General features: G+C 65.3%; 19 protein-coding genes. 6 read left to right on the top strand and 13 right to left on the bottom strand.

What is annotated here, in order from left to right:
* Positions 1–67: 67 nt before the first annotated feature.
* The 5 genes from ACXAJV_RS03390 to ACXAJV_RS03370 all read right to left on the bottom strand — a co-directional run bounded on the left by ACXAJV_RS03390 (position 68) and on the right by ACXAJV_RS03370 (position 4,059).
* The gene (locus tag ACXAJV_RS03390) at positions 68–736 is read right to left on the bottom strand and encodes a CpaD family pilus assembly protein (protein ID WP_475081927.1); all 669 of its coding nucleotides are present in this window, start codon (positions 734–736) and stop codon (positions 68–70) included.
* Positions 737–748: 12 nt separating this feature from the next.
* Positions 749–2,209: a type II and III secretion system protein family protein gene (locus ACXAJV_RS03385; RefSeq protein ID WP_475081925.1), complete on the bottom strand. Its 1,461-nt coding sequence runs from the start codon at positions 2,207–2,209 to the stop codon at positions 749–751.
* A gap of 11 nt (positions 2,210–2,220) precedes the next feature.
* Complete coding sequence (cpaB, locus tag ACXAJV_RS03380; protein WP_475081924.1) at positions 2,221–3,063, bottom strand: Flp pilus assembly protein CpaB; 843 nt, start codon at positions 3,061–3,063, stop codon at positions 2,221–2,223.
* Positions 3,064–3,239: 176 nt separating this feature from the next.
* Positions 3,240–3,737 carry an A24 family peptidase gene (locus tag ACXAJV_RS03375; RefSeq protein WP_475081922.1) on the bottom strand — a complete coding sequence of 166 codons (498 nt, stop codon included), beginning with the start codon at positions 3,735–3,737 and terminating at the stop codon, positions 3,240–3,242.
* Positions 3,738–3,897: 160 nt separating this feature from the next.
* Complete coding sequence (locus tag ACXAJV_RS03370) at positions 3,898–4,059, bottom strand: Flp family type IVb pilin (protein ID WP_271186343.1); 162 nt, start codon at positions 4,057–4,059, stop codon at positions 3,898–3,900.
* A gap of 272 nt (positions 4,060–4,331) precedes the next feature.
* On the opposite strand from ACXAJV_RS03370, the gene ACXAJV_RS03365 reads away from it, so the two are divergent.
* From ACXAJV_RS03365 to ACXAJV_RS03355, 3 genes are read left to right on the top strand one after another with little or no spacing between them, the layout of a single operon-like run.
* On the top strand, positions 4,332–4,796 hold the full coding sequence (locus ACXAJV_RS03365; RefSeq protein WP_475081920.1) for a pilus assembly protein N-terminal domain-containing protein: 465 nt from the start codon (positions 4,332–4,334) through the stop codon (positions 4,794–4,796).
* 25 nt (positions 4,797–4,821) lie between these two features.
* Positions 4,822–5,370: a TadE/TadG family type IV pilus assembly protein gene (locus tag ACXAJV_RS03360; protein ID WP_475081918.1), complete on the top strand. Its 549-nt coding sequence runs from the start codon at positions 4,822–4,824 to the stop codon at positions 5,368–5,370.
* Positions 5,363–5,902 carry a TadE/TadG family type IV pilus assembly protein gene (locus tag ACXAJV_RS03355; RefSeq protein WP_475081916.1) on the top strand — a complete coding sequence of 180 codons (540 nt, stop codon included), beginning with the start codon at positions 5,363–5,365 and terminating at the stop codon, positions 5,900–5,902. Before ACXAJV_RS03360 ends, ACXAJV_RS03355 begins: the two co-directional genes overlap by 8 nt.
* Here the strand turns inward: ACXAJV_RS03355 and ACXAJV_RS03350 are convergent.
* The 8 genes from ACXAJV_RS03350 to ACXAJV_RS03315 all read right to left on the bottom strand — a co-directional run bounded on the left by ACXAJV_RS03350 (position 5,891) and on the right by ACXAJV_RS03315 (position 14,041).
* Entirely contained in the window at positions 5,891–6,691 is an 801-nt protein-coding gene (locus ACXAJV_RS03350) for an aminotransferase class IV (RefSeq protein WP_475081914.1), read from the bottom strand. The genes ACXAJV_RS03355 and ACXAJV_RS03350 overlap by 12 nt on opposite strands.
* A complete protein-coding gene (gene pabB / locus ACXAJV_RS03345) occupies positions 6,688–7,962 on the bottom strand; it encodes an aminodeoxychorismate synthase component I (protein ID WP_475081912.1) in 1,275 nt (424 codons plus the stop codon). The genes ACXAJV_RS03350 and pabB overlap by 4 nt, the downstream gene beginning before the upstream one ends.
* Positions 7,963–7,984: 22 nt before the next feature.
* Complete coding sequence (locus ACXAJV_RS03340; protein WP_475081910.1) at positions 7,985–8,755, bottom strand: tyrosine-protein phosphatase; 771 nt, start codon at positions 8,753–8,755, stop codon at positions 7,985–7,987.
* 43 nt (positions 8,756–8,798) lie between these two features.
* The gene (locus tag ACXAJV_RS03335) at positions 8,799–9,428 is read right to left on the bottom strand and encodes a DUF2306 domain-containing protein (RefSeq protein ID WP_475081908.1); all 630 of its coding nucleotides are present in this window, start codon (positions 9,426–9,428) and stop codon (positions 8,799–8,801) included.
* A gap of 218 nt (positions 9,429–9,646) precedes the next feature.
* Positions 9,647–10,411, bottom strand: a complete 765-nt coding sequence (locus tag ACXAJV_RS03330) for a MipA/OmpV family protein (RefSeq protein ID WP_475081906.1) — start codon at positions 10,409–10,411, stop codon at positions 9,647–9,649.
* A 179-nt stretch (positions 10,412–10,590) separates the two neighbouring features.
* The gene (locus ACXAJV_RS03325; RefSeq protein WP_475081905.1) at positions 10,591–11,799 is read right to left on the bottom strand and encodes a helix-turn-helix domain-containing protein; all 1,209 of its coding nucleotides are present in this window, start codon (positions 11,797–11,799) and stop codon (positions 10,591–10,593) included.
* A gap of 51 nt (positions 11,800–11,850) precedes the next feature.
* Positions 11,851–12,477, bottom strand: coding sequence for a hypothetical protein (locus tag ACXAJV_RS03320; protein WP_475081903.1), 627 nt, complete (start codon positions 12,475–12,477; stop codon positions 11,851–11,853).
* Positions 12,478–12,577: 100 nt separating this feature from the next.
* Positions 12,578–14,041, bottom strand: a complete 1,464-nt coding sequence (locus ACXAJV_RS03315; protein WP_475081902.1) for an AMP nucleosidase — start codon at positions 14,039–14,041, stop codon at positions 12,578–12,580.
* Positions 14,042–14,214: 173 nt separating this feature from the next.
* On the opposite strand from ACXAJV_RS03315, the gene ACXAJV_RS03310 reads away from it, so the two are divergent.
* The 3 genes from ACXAJV_RS03310 to ACXAJV_RS03300 all read left to right on the top strand — a co-directional run bounded on the left by ACXAJV_RS03310 (position 14,215) and on the right by ACXAJV_RS03300 (position 18,683).
* Positions 14,215–15,087 carry a DUF308 domain-containing protein gene (locus ACXAJV_RS03310; RefSeq protein ID WP_475081900.1) on the top strand — a complete coding sequence of 291 codons (873 nt, stop codon included), beginning with the start codon at positions 14,215–14,217 and terminating at the stop codon, positions 15,085–15,087.
* Between the two features lie 73 nt (positions 15,088–15,160).
* Positions 15,161–15,976: a crotonase/enoyl-CoA hydratase family protein gene (locus ACXAJV_RS03305; RefSeq protein ID WP_475081899.1), complete on the top strand. Its 816-nt coding sequence runs from the start codon at positions 15,161–15,163 to the stop codon at positions 15,974–15,976.
* Between the two features lie 133 nt (positions 15,977–16,109).
* On the top strand, positions 16,110–18,683 hold the full coding sequence (locus ACXAJV_RS03300; protein WP_475081897.1) for a bifunctional aspartate kinase/diaminopimelate decarboxylase: 2,574 nt from the start codon (positions 16,110–16,112) through the stop codon (positions 18,681–18,683).
* Positions 18,684–18,727 lie beyond the last annotated feature (44 nt).

Raw genomic sequence — 18,727 nt, 5'->3', positions numbered from 1 at the left:
GTCATCCAGCATCGGATCAGCCTTCAGGGCTCTGTTTGCGTCGTTCATCATTCGCGCCTTTCGCCCCCTAGTTTTCGCTGACTTCCGAGACCGCGCCGCTCTCGTAATCGGATCGCTCACTCGCAGTCGATTCCCCGGCCCGATACGCATCAAGCACGGTCTGCCGCCGGCCCGTATCAGCCACCCCCATGGTTCTCGGCGCCACCAGATCCCGCGGATCGGCGATCATGGCGGCGAGATTGGCGGCCATGGCGCAACCAAAATTGCTGTGCCCCTGGTTGTCGCGTTCGACAGCGAGATTGTCCCAGCTGGTTCCGCATTCAGGCGCGACCGCTGCATAGCGGCGGAACGAAAAGATCACCTGTCCGTCCATACCGCCCCGGGCCTCATACGCACCGCCGGCGATCTGGCGCCAGTCAATGCCCTGCTCGTACAGGAAGGTCCGCGCCTCGGCGATGGCGCCGATCGCGGCGTCCTGGCTGCGGCCGCCCTGCGGATAGCTGATCACGAGCGGACCGTGGCCACGCGCCTTGTACTCGGTGGCGATCGCCGCCAGCTGGCTGCGCTGCTGCCAGGTCAGGCCATTGTCGCGCGGGTCGATCATCATCTCGCTGCGGAATGTCTCCGCAACGGCGGTTGCGCGCGGCAGGCCGACATCGGCACTCGGGGTCGAAGCGCAGGCCGTCAGAGCGGCAAGCGAAGCCAGGGCTGCGAAACTTGTACGGAACGCCGTCATGACCAACTCCACCTACTCGAACAGATAGCCGACCGGACCGGACCAGGACTGGTCTCCGGTATCCGAGCCGGGCACGGAATAAACCTGGTTGATCCGGTTGAAGAGGAAGGCTGTCGCTTCGTGCGGCGTGCGATAGCCATCAGCCGGGGTGTTGAGCTGGTTCGGATTGGCCGGATCGACCAGATAGGGCGTGACCAGCACGACCAGCTCGGTTTCCTGATTCTCGAAATCGCGCGAGCGGAACAGCGTGCCCAGAACCGGCAGGTTGCGAACACCCGGCACACCGTCGAGATTCTGACGGGTCTCTTCCTGGATCAGGCCTGCCAGCACCAGGCTGCCGCCGGAGGGAAGCTCCACCGTCGTTTCGGCACGGTTCACATTCAGTGCGGGGATGGTCAGACCGGGCACGGTGCCGATCACCTCACCGGCATCGTTCAAGACCACGCTTTCCTGTGCCGTCAGCGCGCCCTGGGTCGTCAGTTCAGAGACCTCCGTCGAAATGCGCAGACTGATGCGCCCTTCCGAAAGGACCACAGGCGTAAAGCCCAGTCCCACGCCAAACGGTTTGAATTCGATAATGACGTTGCCATCGCGGTCGCGGCCGACCGGGACCGGGAATTCACCGCCCGCCAGGAAGTTGGCCGATTCTCCCGTGATCGCCGTCAGATTGGGTTCGGCCAGCGTACGGACCAGACCGACCCGCTCCATCGCCTGCAGGAGGGTCGAGACATCGGTTACTCCGGTGGGGTTCCCGCTGGTCCATTCCAGCAGGGCACCCATTCCGCCCAGGAACGACCCGACTTGCGAGAATTGCGGCTCCGTCTCGACCTGGAAACCGAATTCACCGGTATTGCCGCCCGCAGTCAGATTGACGCCCAGCTGGCGCACGATGGTCCGTCGCATCTCGACAATGCGCACTTTCAGCATCACCTGCTCGCGCGCCTGGACCGAGATCATGGACAGGATGTTTTCCGGATCGTCGACCCAGCGCTGGGCGATGCGCAGGGCGGCATCGGCGTCCGAAGCGCTCGGCACAGAGCCGGACAACACGATGTGATCATTCATCGCCTCGGCCTGGACGCGCGCATTCGGCAGGAAGCGCTCCAGCGCGTCCTGCAGCGGCGCAAGATCGCGTTCGACGCGCAAGTCGAGATCAAGGATCAGCTGACCGTCAGCATCGAAGAAGAAGGCGTTCGTCTGGCCGATCCCCATGCCCATCAGATAGGCCCGGCGGGGCGTACGCACGACAGCGTCGACGACATCAGGATTGGTCACGAGCACATCGGCAACATCGACCGGCAGATGGACGACTGCAGCCTTGGACAGCGGCAGATCCAGATTTTGCGATACCGGACCATTGCCAGGCTCTCGGATGTAGACCTGCATGGTGTTGCCACGTTCGGTACCGGGCGCCTGGGCCTGGACCGGAGCGGCAATGGCCATCGCGGCGAGAAGGATCAGGGAGCGGATCATCGCGTCAGTCCTCACTCGTCTCCGGCCAGCGCGACTTGCTGGGCATGGCCGTAACGGATCAGCGTCACCTGGTTCGTGCGCGGCGACAGGCTTTCAGTCATTCCCCCGGCGTCAGCCACTTCGCCGCCGGTCACAAGAACAGGGCCGCCTTCATTGTCTGTCAGGCTGCGCAGAACGAGGGTCACCTCACCGCGGGCAACCGCAACAGCCACGGCGCGGGCCTGGTCCGGGGTCAGCTCCAGGGTGGCGGTATCGCCGACGACATTCTCCTCGCCCTCGCCATCACCGAACAATTCATCGATGGCCAGAACGCGCGCATTCTCCACGATCGTGCGGGCGACAATGGCCCGGCGGCCGCCGCGGGCGCCCTCCCCGTCATCCTCGAAGGAGACGATGACATCGACGCGGTCATTGGGCAGAATAAAACCGCCGGCACCACGCTCGGCCGAGATCGGGACCGCCACGGCGCGCATTCCGGGCGACAGGACCGCAGCCATGAAACCGGCATCGCCGGGCTGCACCAGACGGCGCCCGGATATGGGTTCACCCTGGGCAATGGGTGCGCGAACGACGGAACCGGCAAAATCCTCGATACCCTGGCCTTGGCCTTCAACGATGTAACCGTTGGAAATGGCCTCCTCGGGCCAGGCCTGCCAGTAGAAATCAGCAGCACCCACACGGGCGCCCGTCGCGAGGTCGTTGCGCGCTGCGAGGATGCGAACCGCAGGACGCTCTTCCTGGACCTGCACGACCTGCGGAGCATCGCCCCCCGACATGGCCTGCTTTACAAAGAAGGCCACGGCGATCGCTGCGATCGCGGCGGCGGCAAGAATGGCAATACGGACAGCGTTCATGGGACGCTTCGAACCTCTTGGGCGCACGAATACGCCCCACAGGAGAAGCCGAATTCCTCAAAGTCGCGTTAATGCTATCCGGACAATCCGTTTGAACTCCGGATTTTTCAGCATTTGCCGATAATTCCGACTCACCCGCTTGCACGGCGACCTTTATCAGGCGCCGACCACAACGCTCAGACGGCCGCAAACAGCGCGCTGTCCGGCAATGTCCACAACGCGCCTGCAGCGATTGCGATTCCATAGGGAACCGGAGCACCTTCCGCGATCGCGGTCCGTGCGACCCATCCTGCCGGAAGGTCGAAAACGGGAACCATCCGGCGAATGCCGATCAGCAACAGGACTAGGACACCGCCAGCAAGCGCGGTGTGGAAAGCAAAGGCCGCCAGATCCGCCCAACCCATCCAGAGCGCGGCCGCGGCAATCAACTTGGCATCGCCGCCGCCGATCCAGCCCGGCGCAAAAAGCGCGAACCCGAAGACAAGGGCGACAAATCCAGCGAGGACATGCAGGCCGGCATCGGCCCATCCCAGCCCGGCTGCCACGGCAACCAGCGGAAATCCGGCGGCGATGAGGCCGCATAGCCAATTGGGAATTGTAAAGCGCACCGCGTCGGAAAACGCGGCAGCCACCATGAGGCCGGCAAAGGCAAGCAGCAGGATATCGGTCAGCATGATTTCCCTCCTGGACGAGGCCGATACTGCCGCAAAGGCCTTAATATCGGGTTGGCATCTTGAGACATCTGCACAAGTCAGATGGAGACAAGCACAAAAGAAAAGGGCCGCCCTTTCGGGGCGGCCCTTCCACTGCTCAAAGCAGTTTTTGGTGTGCGGCTTAGTTGACCGCGTCCGACACCGTCGTGAAGCCGGTGTTGATGCCCGTACCGAGCGTGGTCACGGCGCCGATGATAACGACGGCGATAAGGGCGGCAATCAGGCCGTACTCGATCGCGGTGGCGCCAGATTCGTCTTTGAAAAAGCGAGAAACGAGTTTCATTTTTCTACTCCCGTGTAGGTACCTCACCATCAGGAGCCGATCCGTCCCGACCCCTCCTGAACGAGACCCATCAAACACGAGAACGCTTTCAGTTCAGTAAAAATACGTGATTAACAAAATCTGTACGAACACCAATCTTCGCTATAGTTAACATCCAAATAACAATACAGGCAGATCTAGAAAGCAAATACGCGCAGTGCCGTTTAGAAAAGATTCAGACGCGCGCGCGAGACTGGGTGTCATGTTCAGCTGACCGGGACGGAGTGCCCATCATGTTCTACAGGACCGCCGCCGCATTCACCTTGGCCATCGCCTGCACGATACCGGCCGCCGCCAGCGAGCTCTCCGTCGCCGTCGAGCATGCACAAGTCGTACGCCTTCCCGGCGAAGCGTCTGCCATTGTGATCGGCAACCCGTCGATTGCGGACGCCCTGGTTCACGATGGCCGGACCCTGGTCGTGACCGGTCGTCTGCAGGGCCGCACGAACGTCATCGCCCTGGATCGCGTCGGACGCATCATTTACTCGCGCGAGATCGTGGTAAGCAATCCTGTCGAGGGGCAGGTTGCGTATTTCCGCGGCACTGATCGCCAGACGCTCTCCTGCGGCGATGTTTGTGAAGACGTCCCGCGCGTCGGTGACGCTGACGAACGCTTCAGCCAGCTGACCAGTGCTCAGCAAGCCCGCCTCAGAACGGCCGAGGCCGGGCTGAGCGACAGCGGCGGTCAGTCGCAATAGTGACACTTCGGAACGGAGGCAAAGCATGAGGTGTTCTGGCTTTGCAGCACGACGCACGCGCGCATTGCTGCGCCGGTTTGCACGAAATCGCTCCGGCGTTGCAGCGGTCGAGTTCGCGTTGATTGCCGCCCCATTCTTTTTTCTGCTGTTCGCGATGATCGAGATTGCGGTCGTGTTCTTTCTCGGCTCGGTCCTTGAGAATGCGGTACTGGAAACCGCCCGGGATATCCGCACCGGCCGCGCCCAGTCTTCCGGCATGTCACAGGCCGCGTTCCGTACCGCCGTATGCGACCGCATTGTGGTGCTGGGCACCTGCGACAATGTCGAGATTGATGTTCGGGTCTTCGAAGACTTCGACAATGTCGACCAGTCCAGCCCGGTTGAGGACGGCGCCATCAATACGGATGATTTCGGTTTCGATCCCGGCGATGCCGGCGACATCGTGCTGGTCCGCGTCTTTTATCGCTGGCAGCTGCTGACGCCGGGCTTTTCCGGGGCCCTGGCCAATATGAGCGGCAACCAGCACCTGATCACGGCGGCCACCGTTTTCCGCAACGAGCCTTTCGATGACTAGTTCGCCGATCACCCGCCTGCACCGCTTCTGGCGTGACTGCCGCGGTCTCTCCGCCGTCGAGTTTGCGCTGATCGCACCGGTGATGATCCTGCTCTATCTCGGCGCCGTCGATCTCAGCCTCGTCCTGTCGATTGACCGGAAGGTCACGAGCGCGGCCAGTGCCCTCGCCGACCTCGTCGCCCAGGACGACATCATCACCGATGACGAGATGATTGAAATTCTCAATGCAGGCACCGTCATTCTTGCGCCGTTCGACCCGACCCCCATGCAGATCCGCGTGTCCAGCGTGATGATGGACAATGGCGGAGACGTCGAGGTGCAATGGTCGGACGCGCGAGGTATGTCGCCCTATTCGGAAGGCGCCGGTGTGGCGGTCCCCGGCGGCATCCTGCAGCCGAACCGCTCCATCATCATGGTCGAAGTGAGTTACGAGCACGAGACGCTGTTCAGCGAGCTCGGCATGTCACGCTTCAACCTGAATGAAGCCTTCTATCTGCGGCCGCGCCGCTCGCTCGTCGTGTCACGCGAATAGCGCGGCGATCCGGGGCGGCAATTCACCGCTGCCCAGCGGCACCCCGTCTAGCGAGACCACCGGCACTGCGCCAATGGCGGCATTGGTGACGAAGACGGCATCGGCCTGCACCAGCTCTCCCGGCTCGTAGTTTCCCGCCTCGACGGGAATGGAGTCGAGAATCTCGGCCCGCACGGTTCCGGCCAGCACGCCGCACCGCAGATCCGGCGTGAAGACATCCTCCCCGCGCGTCCAGAACAGGTTGGCACAATCGCCGCCGGAAAGATTGCCCCGCGTGTCGAGCAGAAGCGCCATGTCGGCGCCGGCGCCGCGGGCCTGCCGCCGCGCCTGCAGATTGTCCATATAGCTGAGCGTCTTGTAGCGAGCCGCAATACTCGCCGGTGACCGCCGGATCTCGCTCAGCGCCAGGTGGTATTGCGCAGGCGGAGGCGTGAAAGGCGCCGCAGACAAGGCCAGCGACGGGATGATCCCGTCTGGCCGGTCGAGACCACGCGGCCCCGGCCCGGCGGTCAAGGTCAGGCGCACCACCGCATCCTTCAGCGCATTTTCAGCCACGAGCTCGGCGATAAGGCCCGCAATGCCTTCCGGGTCCTTCGGACCGGGCAGGCCGAGATCGGCGCAGCTGCGCGACAGTCTTTCCATGTGACGGTCAAAGCGCAGCACTTGCCCGCGCACAACGCGCATGGTCTCGATCAGCCCGTCGCCCAGCAGTACGCCGCGGTCGTTGAGCGCCCAAGCCTTGCGGGTCTCCTCGATCCAGTCGCCATCCTTGAATGCGATACCGCTCATTCCGCCTCCACGCCGAACGCCCGGCGCAGGGCCGAGGCCTTGGTCAGGGTTTCCTCGTATTCTGCCTGCGGATCGCTGTCGGCCACAATGCCGCCGCCCGAGCGCACGCTCGCCCGCCAGCGTCCGTCGACACATCGCAGCGCTGCGGTGCGGATCATCACATTCAGATCGAGCGCCGCAGCCCCGTCGATCCAGCCGAGTGCCCCGCAATAGGGACCGCGCGGTTCGCCCTCGAGTTCGGAAATGATTTCCATCGCCCGGACCTTGGGTGCGCCCGTGATCGAGCCCGGCGGAAAGCTCGCGGCGAGAAGATCGAAGACATCGTGACCCGCGGCCAGCTCGCCTTCGACGACGGAGACCAGATGGTGCACATTTGCGTAGCTTTCCAGGTCACATAAGTGCGGCACACGTACACTGCCCGACCGACATACGCGTGACATATCGTTACGCATCAGATCCACAATCATCAGATTTTCGGCGCGGTCCTTGGCACTCGCGGACAGTTCGGCGGCGAGCGCCGCATCGGCGTCCGGATCGGCCGCGCGGCGGCGGGTGCCCTTGATCGGCCGCGCCTCGACCCGGCGGTCCCGGACCTTCATGAAGCGCTCCGGCGAATTGGTCAGAACCACCCGGTCCGCATCGACCCGCAGAAACGCCGCATGCGGTGCCGGGCTGTCCGCGCACAGCCGGCAAAAGACCGCCCAGGGCGTGTCCTCTTCCGCCAGATCGATATCGAAAGCCTGGGACAGATTGACCTGGAACACATCGCCGGCATGGACGTAGTCGCGGGCCCGGCGGGCGGCGTCGAGATAGCGCTCACGGCTCCAGCGCGGTTCAAGCCGGGCGGCCGTGGCGGGGAGAACCGGGACGGGTTCGCCCTCCCCCAGCGCGCCCGCAAGGCGGTCCACCGCGTCGGCGGTTTCGCCCCGGACCCGGCAGGTCACGGCTTCCCGGTCAAACTCGGCCCAGGCGGGATAGCGGGCCATGGCCAGCATCGGCCAGCGCGGATCGAGATGGGGCAGGCGTTCGAAGGCGGCGGCGAGATCATAGCCGAGAAGGCCGGCGTGAAGCCCGCCTCTCTTTCGCGCGGAGTCGGCCAGCGCGTCGAACCCGGCCCGGCCCTCGCCATCGAAGACGTCGTCCGGAAACGCAAAGATCCGCGCGCGGCCATTGCGGCCGTCGTGCAGCAGCAAAGCATGCGGCTCGCCGGTCAGCGGCGCAAAGGCCGCCAGCGGGTCCCGCCAGGGCAGATCGATCGATTGGCCCGTCATGTCATGCGCGCCATGGCCGGTCTCAGGACGTCAGCCAGCGCTCGCACAGCGCCTGGCGCTCGGCTTCGGTAATCCCGAGCTGGCCGGTCACATAACTGTCCGTATCGCCCATGGTGCGGAAAGCCTCGGCGAGATAATCGGCGTCCACGCCCAGAAAGACCTGCATGACCTCCGCCGGCATCGCCTGACCGTACTGGGCCGTCGCGCGTTGCTGGATGAGCGGGATCAGGCTGTCGAAATCCACCGCCTCATTGGTCAGCAGATAGTCTGCCATCACGGTATCCCGGTCCACGCCGAGTTCCTCCAGGATCAGGGCGCAGAATATCCCCGTCCGGTCCTTGCCGGCAGCGCAGTGAACCAGGAAACCGCCATCCGCTTCGCCGGACGCCAGCGCCCGATAGCCTTCGCGGTAAACTTCCTGATTGCACGCCTCCATCGGAATACGGCGATAGGCCGACAGCATGTAGTCGCGCACGGCCTCGGGCGTGTGGACGCCCTTGCGCATGAAGGCGAGATGCGGCGGCTCGCCGGCATCGCCCAGATCCGAGGCGATCACACGGACGGCCATGTCTTCCGGCCAGGCGGAGGGCTCATTCGTGCGTTCGCGTGCCTTGCGCAGGTCAGCGACGACGCGGATACCCAGCTTGCGCATGATTTCCAGATCGGCCGCGGTGGCGCGGCTGTGATGGCCGGACCGGTAAAGCCCCTCGCGCACTTTCGCGCCATCGGCTGCATCATAGCCGTGGAAGTGGCGGAAGTTATGGACGCCTTCAAGCGATGTAATCCGTGTCATGCCATGGAGGTACGCAATCCGCACCGCCGCGGCAAGGGGAGCGTCAGGCCGGCCGGGCGCGCCGGGCCGGCGGCCAGCGCAGGATCAGCCATTCCGCGACCAGGAGATTGCCGACCCAGCACAGCCAGGCGGCAATGCCGTAGGCCGCGGCAAATTCCATATCTGCCGCGACAGCCAGCAAAAGTGTCTCTGCGCGAAGCGTCACGCCTGAGAAGGTCAGCGCATAGGAGCGGATCATCCAGCGGCGGTGCTGCAGGAGATCACCGGCGATGACGGCCCGGATTCCCGCAGCGGTCGCAACGAACCACAATACTGCGAGCATCGCGAAAGCCGCCTTGTTGGATGGGGGGCCGAAAGCATGACCGGACAGCGCCAATCCGCTCGCAGACGCGCCGCCAACGGCGAGCGCATAGACCCAGCCATTGATGCGATGCAGGACGGGCCGGCTTTCACGCGGACCGCGCAGGAACTGGACCGGACCGGCCAGCAGCGCCAGCATGCCGCCCGCCACATGTACCAGAAGCACCACCCGGTTGGCGGCAAAGACAGCGCTCTGCTCCTCGAACGGGTAGGCATCGGCCGAAACCGTGAAGTAGCGCATCGACACGGCGCACACGGCCAGCGCCGAAAGAAAAACGAGCATCAGCGCATAGCGGCGGGGACGTCCGGACATTTGTTTCTCCGGTGAACAGAGCGTGACCAGGTGAAGTGGGAACCGGTTCACCGGTTCGATCACGCGACCGCTCAAGTTGAGCGTGATCAGGTGAAGTGGGGACCGGTTCGCCGGTTCGATCACGCGACCAGTCAGGATTCTGGAGCAGGGCGTTTCCGCAGGAAACGATCCTGCTCCAGCGGCGCGGGGCGGTCGCAGACCGGCCCCGCCCCGGCGGATCAGAAGCGGACCATCAGTCCCAGAAAGGCGCCATAGCGGGCATCCGCATCGATGATCGGGCTGTCGCGGCCGGTATCAGGAATGGCCTCGACCTCGATCGCGCCGACAATCGCGACGCGCTCGGTCAGGGCATAGCGGCCCATGGCCGCCATGAAAGGCGCAACACTGTCATCGGCGGTGTAGGCCGAACGGCCGGGCCGGACTTCATCGGCATAGATGCCGTACATATAGGTGCCCAGATCGCTGTCGCGCCAATAGGCGCCGGCCTCGGTCGAGATCGCGAAGCGGGAGGTGAGCGCTGTCTCCGCTTCCACCGACAGGGCAAGCTCCTGCCCCTCATGCTTGCCGGAAAGGTCTGTAAGGTAGGCTAGGGATATAGTCACCGGCCCCTGAACGGCCGATACCCGGGCCCCCCCGTCAACTGCGATGTCGCGCTCCACCCCTTCAAGTCCGGCGACCTTACCCGGGTCGGCAAATTCCCATCGCGGCGCGACCAGTGCCTCCAGACGAATGCCCTCACGCCGATAGAGCGTTACCGCGGCCCCCTCCGGACTTACGGACAACCAGTCGTTTTCGTACGCGATGTAGGGAAAGGCCGTGACTTCGGTGTCGCTGCTGGCGCCCAGATAGGGATTGGACTCAACAACAACGCCCAGGCCGGCAGTCCAGCGGGGTTCGGCGTCCTGGGCGGAGGCGGCAGCGGTCAGGCAAGAGACAGCCAGTCCGGCCGCGAGGGCCATGGCCGGGAAGCAAGCGGATTTCATGATCGGATACACCTTATACAGTTCGGGGGGTGGCCCGCTGCACCAGGCTGGGGAATTGGGAGCTGGACGGTGCGGCGGGCCGCCCGTCTTGTGCCGCGCCGTCGCGGCCGGGTCGTCCGGACGGTCACGCCGGGACGCGGAAATGTCCGGACGCTCACGCCCGGACATGGCCGGCAGACCTATTCTGCCGGTGAAGCCTCGATCCGCGGCAACCCGTCCGGCCAGTCGGCGGCGGGCTGGCGGCGCCAGGCGCTGGGCGTGGTGCCGGTGTGCTTGCGGAAGGCGGCATTGAAGGTGGAGCGGGAGTTGAACCCGGTCTCGTGCGCCACGTCCAGCACACGAGCGCCCTCGCCCAGACGCCGGCAGGCATCGGCAATCCGCCAGGCATTTACATAATCGAAGAAATTGCGCCCCAGCCGGTCGTTGAGCGTCTGGGAGATATAGTTCTGGGACACCCGTATCCTGTCGGACAATTGCCGCAGCGAAAGCGCCGGATTGCGATAGAGATGCTGCTCGCGCATGGCCGTTTCGATCCGGGCGGCAATCCGGTCCATGCGCCCGGCGTCCAGTGCCGAGCGGGTATATTTGGCGGGCTCTGCCGGAGCCGGCGCCGTGCGAGCGGGAAAGATCTCGCCCTGGCGGATGCCGAAGAAGGCGAAGGCAAACACCCATCCCATTTCCAGAATACTGGCCAGCGGCCCCTGCCATTGCGGCACCTGGTCGTCGAGCCGCCAGAGCGTGCTGGCCGCCCCCCAGATCCAGGCTGCCGACAGGACCAGCAGGACCGCCCGCACCCAGTTCAGCGACTTGTCCTCAATATTGGCGAACAGGTTCCGCAGGCTGCGCATGTGCGCCAGGAGGCCCCGGAAGGCGAGCACCAGCGAGGCCAGCGCGATCACCAGGAAGAGGACGCCAAGAATGGCCGGAACCGCCGACGCGACCATCGCCGGTGTGCCGTCTCCGGCCAGGATGGCCAGCTTCTCCTCGCCCGGGCGCAGGAAGAAGGGCAGCGCGATCAGGTAACCGGCCGGAACCGGCCAGGCGTAGCGGGTAAAACGCGCCGGCGTCATCGGCGGCCGCTCGGCGGCGGTCATGTCGCGGACATAGAGCAGGATGGCCGGTCCGATGATCACGATAAGCGGCCAGGCCAGGGCAATGCTCCAGGGATAGAGGTCATAGCCGCCCGCATGCATGTACAGCTCGTCGAGCTCCGAAATGGCCGTCGCGAGGAAGAAGATCGCCAGCCCCAGAGCCCTCATCCGGGCTTCACGGTCCCGGAACAGCAAAAGCAGGGCCGCGAAACCCGCAATGGCTGCCGTCATCGCGCCGATCACGATCTGCAGGAAAAAGAGTGCGGACATTTCCGGCGGCGCGTAGTCACTCAGCATATCGAACGTCCCGAAGCGAAGCGCGCCGGCCTGTCCCGCCGCTGCAGATACCTAGTCCAGCCCCGCCTCGTGCAGCTCTTCGAGCAGGCGGCGGTACTGGTCGATCAGGAACCGTTCCTGCGAAGCCAGCTCGTTAAAACCGATCTGGGTGAAGCGCAGGCTGGCCTCGAGATCCTGTTCACGCATGATCTGCGGCCCGGCGAACAGGAGTTCAACGATCTGCCGCCAGGTGGCCTCCACGCCGCTGGCCTGCATACCGTAGACGCGCGCCGTCCCGGCCACGACGGCATAGGGCAGCACGTCCAGCCGGCCATGCTGCTGGGCATGTTGCCAGGCAAAACTCGACAGGCCCGGCGCGTTGACGCCGCGCGGCATGAGCGCGTCAAACTCGTCAAAAGCGATACCGCGAACCGGCCCGCCGGACGCCTCGATCTCAACGAGGCGCTCACCAATGCGTTCGACGACGCCCTCATGGTAGTCTACCACCGCTTCGAGCTGGGCGATATTGGTCTCGATCTCGGCGACCACGCGGCCCATCGCCGCCTCCGCCGCACGCCGGTCGGAGACGTCCTCGCGCCATTCATTGACGACAAAACCGAGCACCACCGCGAACACGATGAGCGCGGCCTCGACAACGGCGCGGCCGAGCCAGGCCCGGGCGGAAGAAGTCTTCGACATGGAGCGCCCCCTCACAAACCTGCAGACATGTGCCTTGGATACATGTCCGCGCTGCCGTCTCTTTTACCGGGACACGTACCGCAGGTACATGTCCCTCTCCTCAGCGGAAAGGCGGCTCGTCGAAACTGCGCAGCTTGCGTGAATGCAGGGCCGCGCCCTCGTCGCGCTTGAGGATCCCGATCGTCTCGAGACCGGCGGCGAGGTGTTCGGAGACCGAGCGCTGGTAGAAGAGATTGGCGGCGCCGGGCAGTTTCAGCTCGCCATGCAACGGCTTGTCGGAGACGCAGAGCAGCGTGCCATAGGGCACCCGCATGCGCAGACCGTTGGCGGCGATGGTGGCGGATTCCATGTCCAGCGCGATGGCGCGCGACTGGTTGATGCGGCGCGACTGGGCGGCATAGGTGAGTTCCCAGTTGCGGTCGGCATAGGTGGCCACGGTGCCGGTGCGCAGGCGCGCCTTGAGGGCGTCGCCGCTGTCGCCGCTGACATTGGCCACGGCCTCTTCCAGGGCGATCTGGATTTCCGCGATCGGCGGGATGGGGATCTCGATCGGCAGCGCCTCGTCCAGCACGGCGTCATAGCGCAGATAGGCGTGCGCCAGGACGTAATCACCCAGGCGCTGGGAATGACGCAGGCCCGCGCAATGGCCGATCATCAGCCAGCATTGCGGGCGCAGCACGGCCAGGTGGTCGGTGATATTCTTCGCATTCGAAGGGCCGACACCGATATTCACCAGGGTGATGCCGCGGCCGCCCGGCGCGATCAGGTGATAGGCCGGCATCTGGAAACGGCGCCAGGGCGCGCCTTCCACCAGGGCATGAGCATTGGGCGTGCCGGCATCGACACGCACATGACCGGCCGCCGAGAAGGCCTCGTAATGATTGTCTTCCTTCAGCTGGCGGATGGCCCAGGCGGTGAAGACATCGACATAGCGATGGTAATTGGTGAACAGGATGAACTGCTGGGTGTCCTCGTAGGGCGTGCCGGTATAGTGGCGCAGCCGCTGCAGGGAATAATCGACCCGTGGCGCCTCGAACAGCGAGAGCGGTTTCACCTCGCCCGGCACCGAGGGGCGGTGGCCATTGGGCAGGTCGTCATCGATCCGCGAGAGGTCGGCATAGGGGAAGTGACGCACCAGCTCGGCCGGCGTCACCGCATTCATGTCCAGATCGTCGGCGCCGTCGAGCACGTAGGAAAAAGGAATCTCCACCTGCGAGGGGCCGGTCTCGATCGTGATCTCGTACTGGTCGGCCAGCAGGGTGAGCTGTTCGATCAGATAGGCGCGGTAGAGCATCGGATGCGTGATCGTCGACGCGTAGACGCCGGTATCGGTGAATTTGCCGAAAGCGCGGCTGACCGGTGGCGGCGGGCCGTCCGGCAGATAGGTGACCCGCAGCTCGGGATAAACAAAGGCTCCGGACTTGCGGTCCTGGTCCGATGGCGGTTTTCCGCCGGTCAGGAAGGTTCTCAGGGCTGTCTGGAGACGTTCAACGGAAGCCTGGTAGAGCGCATCGAGCTGCTCCACCGCTTCCTCGGGGCTGTTCGCAACCGTAAAGACTGTCATCGCGCACCTCATGCCCCAATTCTTGCGGGGGGTAAATCTCCCGGATCACGAAATATCGGCGACAGCGCGCCGGGTCCGGGCATCGGGCCGGCTCGCCTTGCAGGCGAAGTTATTCACAAAGCGTTCAGCTCTGGCGTTTCATCGTGGAGGCTGGAACAAGCACGGGGGCGTCAATGTTTCTGGTTTTCAACTTCAAGGATCTGAGCAATGCGGTCCTGACCCTGGTACAGCTGCTCATCCTCGCGATGATTTTCATCGTCTTTCCGTTCTGGTTCCTGCAAACGCTCATCTATCTGGCCACATCGAGCGGCTGGTATCTCGTTGCCGGCCTGGTCCTCCTCGTGGCCGGCTTCTTTTTCGCGTTGATGAAGAAGCAGATGATGCTGGCGACACTGCTGGGCATCGCGGGCCTGGCCATGGCCGTTTGCGTCATGGTGATCGGCCACAACATGCGCACCAATGCCGTGGAATTCGGATCGCCGCGCAATGTGCTGTGGGTGGAAAGCCTGGACGCGATCTATCCCTATCCGGTGTGCCGCGACGCGTGCGTCACCTTCCGCCCCATCCTGCCGCCGGCGATCCGGGCCGTGACGGACGAGGCCAGTCTTGACCAGCGCCCCAGCTACCGTTTCGGCGAGCGGGCGCGCCGCGCAGCGGACTCCATCGAGATCACGAACTACCGCATCAGCCCGGCCGACCTGTTCGACCGCTACATCGAGGCCGCGCAGGACGAGGGCGACTGGCTCGCCTTCCACGCCGAATGCGTGCAGGGCGACCGGCAATGCGGTGCCGATACCGACACGCTGGCCGAGGCTGCGCGGGAGGTGCACAACCGCTATGGCATCGATGTGCCTGGCCGCATCGCCGACCGTCTCGGCATGGCGGACCTGACGCCGGAGACCATGGAAAACTCGGCCGAATTCGCCGCTGCCTGTCACGCCGATGCCCCCTGCCGCAGCGTGCTGGCGGGGATCAGCTGGCCCGTGATTGTCGGCGCCAGTTCAGGCCAGCCTGTCGTCGTTCACACCCAGCGCCGCCGCGATTAAACCGAACCGCAGGGCGTTGGCGGACGCCGCCAATGGCTTTAAGCACGGACGCCTGACACAAAAGGATGGCGTCATGACGCAGCCCCGGACCTTCCACGACCGCGTTGCGGTTTCGCTCGGCGATCACATTGCCCGGATCGAGATGATCCGCGAGGACAAGCTGAACGCGCTCGACCCGGCGATGTTCGACGCGCTGATCGAGGCGGCAGCCTGGCTGCGCGAGCAGCGCGAGGCGCGGGTGGCGATCCTGTCCGGCCGGGGCCGGATGTTCTGTGCCGGGCTGGATTTCGGCAGTTTCGCCGCAATGGCGGGCGAGGACGGGACAGCGCCGGCCTCGCTGGAGCCGCGCACGCACGGCCTGTGCAACACGCCGCAATACGCCGCCTGGGCCTGGCATGAGGCGCCGGTGCCCGTGATCGTGGCGATCCAGGGCGGCGCGCTGGGCGGCGGGCTGCAGATCGCGCTGGGCGGCGATATCCGCATCGCCACGCCCGACGCCAAGATTGCCATCGCCGAGACCCAGTGGGGTCTGGTGCCGGACATGTCGGGCATGGCCCGCGTGCGCCGCCTGGTGCGCGACGATGTCCTGCGCCAGCTGACCTACACCGCCGAACGCATCGACGGCACCCGGGCCAGCGAGGCCGGTCTTGTCACCGAGGTGCATCCCGATCCGCAGGCCCGCGCCCTGGAGATCGCGCAGCAGATCGCCAATCGCAGCCCCTCGGCCATCCGCGCCTGCAAAGTGCTTCTCAACGGACTGGACGACGCCAATGCCGGCGAGATCCTGGCCGCCGAGTCCCGCCTGCAGCAGGCGATCATCGGCCAGCCGAACCAGGTCGAGGCCGTAATGGCCAATCTGGACAAGCGCGCGCCACACTTCCGGGGGTAGCCGGCACGCAGCATGCGCTGCACACCGCCGGAATGGGGTTTTTGCGCAATTATCTGTTGTTGCACTGCAACAGGAGCTGTATGCACGCCGGTCGCGGAGGCCGCGCGTCTCCGCACGTGCAATGGAGACAACTATGAGCAACACGCAGAACTGGGTCGTACTGAAATTCGGCGGCACCAGCGTCAAATCGCTGGCGGACTGGCGTGTTATCTCCAAACGGATCGCCGATGTGCAGGCGGAAGGCAAACGGGTCTTCGTCGTCCATTCGGCCGTCGCGACGATCTCCGACCTGCTCGACACGCTGGTGACCCGTGCGGTCGCCGGTGAAGGCGAGGCCGAGCTCGACGCGATCAAGGCGCGCCATCTGGCGCTGGCGAGCGAGCTGGGGGTCGAGGGCGAGGTTCTGCTTGCGCCGTATTTCGAGGCGCTGGACCGGCTGCGCGCCGGCCTGTCGCTGACCGGCGATGTGTCACCGCGCCTGAAGGCGCGCATCATGGCCCAGGGCGAGCTGATGGCGACGACGCTGGGCCAGGCCTGGCTGGCGCGTGAAGGCGTGGCCTCGGCCTGGCTGGATGCGCGCGACCATCTGACCGCCGCCCACGCCCCCGGGGCCCGCGGCTATCTGGCCTGCGATTGTCCCTTCGATGCCGACGCGCATCTGCAGCGCACGCTGGCGGACCTGCCGCCGGTGATTATCACCCAGGGCTTCATCGCCCGGCGCGAGGATGGCGACACGGCCCTTCTGGGCCGCGGCGGCTCGGACACCTCGGCGAGCTATTTCGCCGCCAAGCTGGGCGCCGAGCGTATCGAGATCTGGACCGACGTACCCGGCTTCTTCTCGGCCGATCCGCGTCTGACGGGCGCCGCCCGCCAGATCCGCTCGCTCGCCTATGAGGAAGCGCAGGAACTGGCCTCGATGGGTGCCGGCGTGCTGCACCCGCGCGCCATCGGCCCGGTGCGCCGCGCCGGTATCGAGATGCAGGTGCTGTGCACGCACCGGCCGGAGATGACCGGCACGACGATCTCGGCCACCCCGTCCGAAGACACGCCGCGCATGAAGGCGGTGTCGGTGAAGCACGGTGTGCGTCTGATCACGCTGGAGACCGACGGCATGTGGCGCGCTTCCGGCTTCCTGGCGCGGGCCTTCGAGCCCTTCTCGCGCCATGGCGTGTCGATCGACCTCGTCTCCACCTCGGAGACCTCGGTCACGGTGTCGCTGGACGATGATCCGGGCCTGACGCCGGACGTGCTCGGTGCACTGGAGGACGAGCTGTCGCAGATCGCCAGCGTCAAACTGATCGAGGATTGTGCTGCCGTCTCGATGGTCGGCCGCGGCGTGCGCGCCCTGCTCGCCCAGATGGGCCCGGCGATGGAAGCCTTTGCCCACTATCCGGTGCGGCTGGTCTCCCAGGCCGCCAATGATCTCAACCTCACTGTCGTGGTGGATGGCGATCAGGGCCGGCCGCTCTGCCGCCGCCTGCACGACCAGCTGATCCAGCCGAAACCGCGCGACAAGACTTTTGGTCCGTCCTGGCGGGAAATCGGCGAGAACCTGACCGGGGCGGCTCCGGCCGGTGCCGGCACCTGGTGGCGCACCAAGCGCCAGGCGCTGCTCGATCTCTGCCCGGCCGACGGGGCGGTCTATGTCTACGACCTGGAAACCGTGCGCACGCGCGCCGAAGCGGTGTCCGGGCTGAAGCATCTCGATCGCGGCTGGTATGCGATGAAGGCGAACGGCCATCCGGACATGATCCGCACGGCCGTGGCCGCGGGCCTGGGCGTGGAATGCGTCTCGATCAACGAGGTCCGCGCGGCCCGTGAGGCGGTGCCGGGCCTAGAGGCCGACCGCATCCTGTTCACGCCGAACTTCGCGCCGAAAGCGGAATATGCCGAGGCGCTGGAACTGGGCGTGCACGTCACGCTGGACGGGCTGCACCCGCTGCGCGCCTGGCCGGAGATCTTCAAGGGCCGCAAGATCACGCTGCGGATCAATCCCCAGCGCCCGGAAGGCCATCACAAGCATGTCCGCACCGCCGGGCCGGAAGCCAAGTTCGGCCTGCATGCCGACGAGCTGGACGAGGCGCGCACCCTCGCCGCCCAGGCTGGCGCGATCGTCAACGGCCTGCACGTGCATTCCGGTTCGGGCATTTCCGACCCGGATCACTGGCGGCGGGTCGGCCTCTTCCTGGTGGAGACGGCACGCTCGATGCCGGACGTGGAAATCCTCGATCTGGGCGGCGGCCTGTCGGTCGACGAAGCCTCGGGCGTGCGCCGCATCGACATGGCCGCGCTGGACGCGGTGCTGGGTGATCTCAAGACCGCCCATCCGCAATACCAGCTGTGGATCGAGCCGGGCCGCTATATCTCGGCGGAAGCCGGCGTGCTGCTCGCCCGGGTGACCCAGCTCAAACAGACCCCGGATGCGCGCTTTATCGGCCTGAATACCGGTATGAACTCGCTGATCCGGCCGGCGCTCTACGGCGCGCGGCACGAGATCGTCAATCTCACCCGGCTCGACGAAGACGCCGCCTGGATCGCCGATATTGTCGGTCCGATCTGCGAAACCGCCGACCGTCTGGGCGCCCAGCGCCTGATGCCGGAAACGCAGGAAGGCGATGTCATGCTGATCGCCAATGGCGGCGCCTATGGCCGCGTCATGGCGTCCAGCTACAACATGCGCGATCCGGCCGGCGAGGTGGCGATCTAAGGACGCGCGCCGACAGCGGTACAACATCCTCCCTCTCCCTGGGG

Source organism: Maricaulis sp. ABE4_448, from assembly GCF_056160825.1.
The sequence above is the reverse complement of the archived record's forward strand: the minus strand, read 5'-3'. Positions and strand labels throughout refer to the sequence as shown.

What these genes read in the sequence shown, in the direction of transcription:
- ACXAJV_RS03370 (WP_271186343.1), bottom strand. Translation starts at nt 4,059, where the DNA reads ATGAAACTCGTTTCTCGCTTTTTCAAAGACGAATCTGGCGCCACCGCG.
- pabB (WP_475081912.1), bottom strand. Translation starts at nt 7,962, where the DNA reads ATGACGGGCCAATCGATCGATCTGCCCTGGCGGGACCCGCTGGCGGCC.
- ACXAJV_RS03355 (WP_475081916.1), top strand. Translation starts at nt 5,363, where the DNA reads ATGACTAGTTCGCCGATCACCCGCCTGCACCGCTTCTGGCGTGACTGC.
- ACXAJV_RS03320 (WP_475081903.1), bottom strand. Translation starts at nt 12,477, where the DNA reads ATGTCGAAGACTTCTTCCGCCCGGGCCTGGCTCGGCCGCGCCGTTGTC.
- ACXAJV_RS03385 (WP_475081925.1), bottom strand. Translation starts at nt 2,209, where the DNA reads ATGATCCGCTCCCTGATCCTTCTCGCCGCGATGGCCATTGCCGCTCCG.
- ACXAJV_RS03340 (WP_475081910.1), bottom strand. Translation starts at nt 8,755, where the DNA reads ATGACACGGATTACATCGCTTGAAGGCGTCCATAACTTCCGCCACTTC.
- ACXAJV_RS03305 (WP_475081899.1), top strand. Translation starts at nt 15,161, where the DNA reads ATGACGCAGCCCCGGACCTTCCACGACCGCGTTGCGGTTTCGCTCGGC.
- ACXAJV_RS03365 (WP_475081920.1), top strand. Translation starts at nt 4,332, where the DNA reads ATGTTCTACAGGACCGCCGCCGCATTCACCTTGGCCATCGCCTGCACG.
- ACXAJV_RS03325 (WP_475081905.1), bottom strand. Translation starts at nt 11,799, where the DNA reads ATGCTGAGTGACTACGCGCCGCCGGAAATGTCCGCACTCTTTTTCCTG.
- ACXAJV_RS03300 (WP_475081897.1), top strand. Translation starts at nt 16,110, where the DNA reads ATGAGCAACACGCAGAACTGGGTCGTACTGAAATTCGGCGGCACCAGC.
- ACXAJV_RS03375 (WP_475081922.1), bottom strand. Translation starts at nt 3,737, where the DNA reads ATGCTGACCGATATCCTGCTGCTTGCCTTTGCCGGCCTCATGGTGGCT.
- ACXAJV_RS03330 (WP_475081906.1), bottom strand. Translation starts at nt 10,411, where the DNA reads ATGAAATCCGCTTGCTTCCCGGCCATGGCCCTCGCGGCCGGACTGGCT.
- cpaB (WP_475081924.1), bottom strand. Translation starts at nt 3,063, where the DNA reads ATGAACGCTGTCCGTATTGCCATTCTTGCCGCCGCCGCGATCGCAGCG.
- ACXAJV_RS03310 (WP_475081900.1), top strand. Translation starts at nt 14,215, where the DNA reads ATGTTTCTGGTTTTCAACTTCAAGGATCTGAGCAATGCGGTCCTGACC.
- ACXAJV_RS03390 (WP_475081927.1), bottom strand. Translation starts at nt 736, where the DNA reads ATGACGGCGTTCCGTACAAGTTTCGCAGCCCTGGCTTCGCTTGCCGCT.
- ACXAJV_RS03350 (WP_475081914.1), bottom strand. Translation starts at nt 6,691, where the DNA reads ATGAGCGGTATCGCATTCAAGGATGGCGACTGGATCGAGGAGACCCGC.
- ACXAJV_RS03360 (WP_475081918.1), top strand. Translation starts at nt 4,822, where the DNA reads ATGAGGTGTTCTGGCTTTGCAGCACGACGCACGCGCGCATTGCTGCGC.
- ACXAJV_RS03335 (WP_475081908.1), bottom strand. Translation starts at nt 9,428, where the DNA reads ATGTCCGGACGTCCCCGCCGCTATGCGCTGATGCTCGTTTTTCTTTCG.
- ACXAJV_RS03315 (WP_475081902.1), bottom strand. Translation starts at nt 14,041, where the DNA reads ATGACAGTCTTTACGGTTGCGAACAGCCCCGAGGAAGCGGTGGAGCAG.